The 4,425-nt window shown below is 35.7% G+C and carries 6 protein-coding genes and 2 pseudogenes; 3 read left to right on the top strand and 5 right to left on the bottom strand.

Annotation, left to right across the window (positions count from 1 at the left end; all coding sequences use genetic code 11):
* Positions 1–239: pseudogene (locus UYI_RS39000) on the top strand (hypothetical protein); the annotation flags it as partial.
* A 577-nt stretch (positions 240–816) separates the two neighbouring features.
* Positions 817–2,137: pseudogene (locus tag UYI_RS40375) on the top strand (IS1634 family transposase); the annotation flags it as partial.
* 271 nt (positions 2,138–2,408) lie between these two features.
* Here UYI_RS40375 and UYI_RS39710 read toward each other — a convergent pair.
* The 4 genes from UYI_RS39710 to UYI_RS0115615 all read right to left on the bottom strand — a co-directional run bounded on the left by UYI_RS39710 (position 2,409) and on the right by UYI_RS0115615 (position 3,642).
* A complete protein-coding gene (locus UYI_RS39710) occupies positions 2,409–2,531 on the bottom strand; it encodes a hypothetical protein (protein WP_016867583.1) in 123 nt (40 codons plus the stop codon).
* Between the two features lie 221 nt (positions 2,532–2,752).
* On the bottom strand, positions 2,753–2,935 hold the full coding sequence (locus UYI_RS38990) for a PIN domain-containing protein (protein ID WP_016867582.1): 183 nt from the start codon (positions 2,933–2,935) through the stop codon (positions 2,753–2,755).
* 97 nt (positions 2,936–3,032) lie between these two features.
* Positions 3,033–3,401, bottom strand: a complete 369-nt coding sequence (locus UYI_RS0115620) for a type II toxin-antitoxin system RelE/ParE family toxin (protein WP_016867581.1) — start codon at positions 3,399–3,401, stop codon at positions 3,033–3,035.
* On the bottom strand, positions 3,391–3,642 hold the full coding sequence (locus UYI_RS0115615) for a type II toxin-antitoxin system RelN family antitoxin (RefSeq protein WP_016867580.1): 252 nt from the start codon (positions 3,640–3,642) through the stop codon (positions 3,391–3,393). Before UYI_RS0115615 ends, UYI_RS0115620 begins: the two co-directional genes overlap by 11 nt.
* A 52-nt stretch (positions 3,643–3,694) precedes the next feature.
* Between UYI_RS0115615 and UYI_RS39705 the strand changes: the two genes are divergently transcribed.
* Complete coding sequence (locus UYI_RS39705) at positions 3,695–3,823, top strand: hypothetical protein (protein WP_268742234.1); 129 nt, start codon at positions 3,695–3,697, stop codon at positions 3,821–3,823.
* On the opposite strand, the gene UYI_RS0115610 is transcribed toward UYI_RS39705, so the two are convergent.
* Positions 3,820–4,425: DUF6753 family protein (locus tag UYI_RS0115610; protein WP_016867579.1), on the bottom strand; the 606-nt coding region annotated here is incomplete at its 5' end. The genes UYI_RS39705 and UYI_RS0115610 overlap by 4 nt on opposite strands.

Here is a 4,425-nt window from a genome sequence, read left to right as displayed (position 1 = left end):
AGATATTTTTATCAAATATCCAGATCACTAAAAATAAAGGATTTGGTCATTTTAATTTAGCTGCCTACTGGAAGAGACAATACAGTCAAAAAATAGAGAAAGAACCTTGGTTTTTATTAACAAACTTAGATAATCTTGAAGAAGTTATAAAAATTTACCGTCATCGTATGGGAATTGAGCGGAGTCGGAGACACTCCGCCTCCGAGCAATGTTTAAAGATTGTAAAACCGGGGTTATAATCTTGAAGGCAGTAAAGCTAATACTCACCGCCTTACAAACTTAATTTTACTAATAGCAATAGCTTATACAATTTCAGCATTAAAAGGTAAGTTGATTAAACAATCAGGAATCCAAAAATATGTATCTAGACTGAATGAAGTTAAACGACGTTCAAGAAGACACAGTAATTTTTGGTTAGGTCTTTACGGTAATTTATGGATTATTGCCTGGGATTTTTTAGGAGATATTGTCCAAGATTTTATCGATATAAACCGTCATAAAATTTTCAATTACCAAAAGGGGTTAAAAGCTATGTCAATACTAAAATCAGCTTGATTATCATAATAATCTGACTGTAGTCATCATTTTCCACTAATTATTTAAATCATTTTTTATATTAGTAAAAGCCCTAAACTTCAAGTTTTTTGTTGAAAAACAAATCAACCAGGAGTAGGAGAAACCGCACAGCGGTTTCTCCTACTCCTGCCCAAAAGAATGATTATCATTTTTATTTGTACCTTGATTATATTCGCAGCTTCAAAACTCTAAACCATTGTTGAATAAAGGTTTTCGGGTGCTTGTCACCCCTTGAGAGCAATCAGTTTAAATGCCGTACAAATATATCAGATATCACTCTCATCATCACATTTGGATTCAACATCATTTCATGTAGATGGAGAATATGAATATAGTTTACCGGAAGTAATATTTAATAATCAAAAACAATCAGAATATTTAGGAAAAGAAAATGAAGAGGAAAAATCACCTCAAGCGATAAAACTAACCTACGGTTATTCCCGTGACCATCGTCCAGACTTAAAACAATTTATTACAGAATTAGTATGTTCAGGAGATGGAGATATACCAATATATATCAAATCAGTCTCAGGAAATGAAGTTGATTCTAAAAAGTTCGGAGAAATCGCAGTCGATTATCAAAAAAGAATACAAGTTGATAGTCTAATAGTAGCAGATAGCGCATTATATACAGAATCAAATATCAAGTTAATGTCGAGTATCAAATGGTTGACGCGAGTACCATTGACGATAAAATTAGCAAAAAGCTTAGTAAAGAGTTTAGCAGAATCAGAATTTGTGAAAAGTGAAAAAACAGGATATTCATACGCTCAAAAGAAAATAACTTATGGAGATATAGAACAAAGATGGTTAGTTGTACAAAGTCAAGATAGAAAAAAATCTGACTTAAAGGAATTGTCAAAGAAAATAGAAAAAGCTTTGTTAAACACTCAAAGTAAGTTAAAAAAACTAGCACAAGAAAAATTTGCTTGTGTTGCTGACGCTAAAAAAGAATTAACCAAAATAAGTAAAGAATTTAAATATCATCAGGTAAAAAAATATTGAAATCCTCGAAAAAGTTCCCGATATCAAAGAAGAGAATCAATCAAACTACTATCAAATTTTAGCAACTGTTAGTGGAAGTAAAGATGTTATTGACCAAGAAATATTAAGTGCGGGAAGGTTTATAATTTCTACAAATGTTTTGTCAGATAAAGAACTGAGTAATGAGCAAATGCTTTCTGAATATAAAGCACAGCAATCATGTGAACGAGGATTTAGTTTTCTCAAAAATCCTTTATTTTTAGCAGATAGTATTTTTCTAAAAAGCCCAGAAAGAATAGAAGCATTAGCAGTGATAATGGGGTTGTGTTTGCTAGTTTACACTTTAGCGCAAAGAGAACTGAGAGCAGCTTTAAAATCTTTAAACTATACTGTAAAAAATCAATTAGGAAAAGCTATAAATAATCCAACCATGCGGTGGATATTTCAATTTTTTCAATCTGTTCACCTTGTGACTTTTCAACAAAAAACAGAATTTTATAATTTGACATCGGAAATGAATTACATTCTCCTATTCCTCCCAGAAGCTTGCCGTAATTACTATAGATATATGAGTTGATTTATCGATATTATTAATATTTTAATTAGACCGTTTAGCTCATTAATAAAATTAATGTTCTGAACTTATCATGGCGTTTTTAACTTTATTTTCCGATAAGCATAAGTTTCAATGATGTATTGAACTTGTAAAAATAAAATTCAGTTATTAAAAATTTCCCCCAAACCACGCTTCTATTTATTGCCCCTTATTGAGAATATATCTAATACATTTTCCTATCCCAAATCTGTTTTTTTGAGATAAATATAATTTTTTACTCCTTTTTCATGAATCAACTTCCGTAATAACCGATTGTGACACTTAAGGGTGCGGAATGTGGGTTATATTGTAATTCATCAGCTTGAGTTAATTGACGCACAATTATATTAGTATCAACTGCCACCCACCATGCCATGATTCCTCTACACCTTGACGGATCGCATCATCCATATAATCTAAGGATTTTGGTGTGCCTTGATATTATTTGTCACCAATATTAGCCCAAGAGAAATTGCTTGGGATGCTATGAGCATATCCATTGAACCAATAACAATAATTCCGCTCGAATTCTTCCATAGGTTTGGGTGGCTTGTTCATCAAAGGGTAGGATTTCTGAGGAATTAAAAATTGAAAGTGCTACACGATTTTGCTCTTGACGTTGGCTTTTGTGCTTTTGTAAACGCCGTATTCAAGTTCAGCAACAGTAATTGATGAAATTCCTACATCAGAAATATCAAGATTTTGGAATTTTGCTAGTACTTGAGGTGGCTTATTTTTAATGATGTAGATACATGTATTGGTGTCGAGCAAAAATCTCATTCAAGTGCTTCTCTTTTGTCTGAATTTGGTTTTTCTCTAGTTGTCATAAAATTCTTGTATAAATTGACGTGAGAGCGATGACTTTTCCTAAACTTATTCAACTTTCTTCCCTCTCAAAACTAGTCACCATATCTCGAATTTCGTTTGCAGTAATATCTTCTCGATCAGATTTAGAATAAATAGTTAATAATAAAATATTCGTCGGTGATTCAACTTGATAAATTAATCTATATCCAGCACTCTTACCTTTTTGGATATTACTATTACGAACCCTCAATTTATAAACAACAAAATCCTCGCCAATATCTCCTATCCTGTCTCCTAATATATTTCCTTCTTGTAATTGTTCGATTACAACTTGAACGTCAGAGCGAATATTGCGAAATCTTTTAGAAAGAACACGCAAATTTTGTTTGAATTCAGGGGTTAAATCAATGCCAACTAATGGTTTTTCTTCATTCGGCATCAATTCCCTCCCACATTTGAGATAATGGTAGACGCTGCCCTGTTTTTGCTTGATGTAAAGCTCTTTTCAAGCTAGCTTTTACCTCCTCAACTGGTGTATCATCGGGGTCAATATCTTCTGCATCTTCTGGAACCAACACAATCACCCGCACCTGATGGGGATAAGTTGTTCCTTGAATCGGTTCATCCAAAACGAGGTTTCCCCGATCGTCAATTTTGCCAGTAACTTCGATCGCCTTCATTTGTGTTTACCTTTTTGTTGAATATCCTAGCATTTGGCACCAACTAAACGCGATGGTCAAAGACCGCTCCTTCGGAGCATCGCATTCCCCACAATTTCCCCAACAACGCGATCGCCATCCTCATAACTTCCCTAATAACGCGATCGCACTCCCAAACAAACCACTCAAAACAAAACGCTAAGGTGTCTTCACTCGCAACAAACAATATTCAGATACCGCCCTTTGACCCCGTTCCTTGGCAACTAGCGATCGCTGACCAGGAATTTTGGTGCAATGAAGGTTAATCAGGCTTTCTGAGTTCCAGGTAACGATGTTCCGCGCCAGCTTGCCTTGAGGACTTTTTGCCCACCGTAAAGTTTCTGCCTCAGCAACTGTCAGCAACCTTGGTTTTCCTGGCGTGTACCCACCAGCTAACCACACCGGAACAGACAATCCTGCCAAGATGCCAAACCCAATTGCCGCTACTAGCAACCCCATAGCTGGTAGCATTACCCTCAAACGACTTCGCTCTTTCGATTCGCAATGGGCAATCAGTCGGTCAAGCATCCTGCGGATTTCCACTTCTTGACCAACGGTTGCGGTGCGCTTCGCCACCTCCAAGTGGTCGTGAATTGCCTCAGACCAACGTTGGAATAGGCGTTCTAACTCCGACGGCTTATCCTCCAGTAAAACCTGAAGTTGCCCGGTTGCTAGCATAACCAAAAATAAAGGGTCGTTTGTTGAAAGTCCATGTTCAACTGCGATCGCTAGCACTCGCCTTTGAAAATCAGCGTCTTTACCTGA

The sequence above is a fragment of the Fischerella muscicola PCC 7414 genome, assembly GCF_000317205.1.
Taxonomy (GTDB): Bacteria; Cyanobacteriota; Cyanobacteriia; order Cyanobacteriales; family Nostocaceae; genus Fischerella; species Fischerella muscicola.
The sequence above is the reverse complement of the archived record's forward strand: the minus strand, read 5'-3'. Positions and strand labels throughout refer to the sequence as shown.

What these genes read in the sequence shown, in the direction of transcription:
- UYI_RS39710 (WP_016867583.1), bottom strand. Translation starts at nt 2,531, where the DNA reads ATGGCATGGTGGGTGGCAGTTGATACTAATATAATTGTGCGTCAATTA.
- UYI_RS38990 (WP_016867582.1), bottom strand. Translation starts at nt 2,935, where the DNA reads ATGAGATTTTTGCTCGACACCAATACATGTATCTACATCATTAAAAAT.
- UYI_RS0115620 (WP_016867581.1), bottom strand. Translation starts at nt 3,401, where the DNA reads ATGCCGAATGAAGAAAAACCATTAGTTGGCATTGATTTAACCCCTGAA.
- UYI_RS0115615 (WP_016867580.1), bottom strand. Translation starts at nt 3,642, where the DNA reads ATGAAGGCGATCGAAGTTACTGGCAAAATTGACGATCGGGGAAACCTC.
- UYI_RS39705 (WP_268742234.1), top strand. Translation starts at nt 3,695, where the DNA reads ATGGTCAAAGACCGCTCCTTCGGAGCATCGCATTCCCCACAATTTCCC.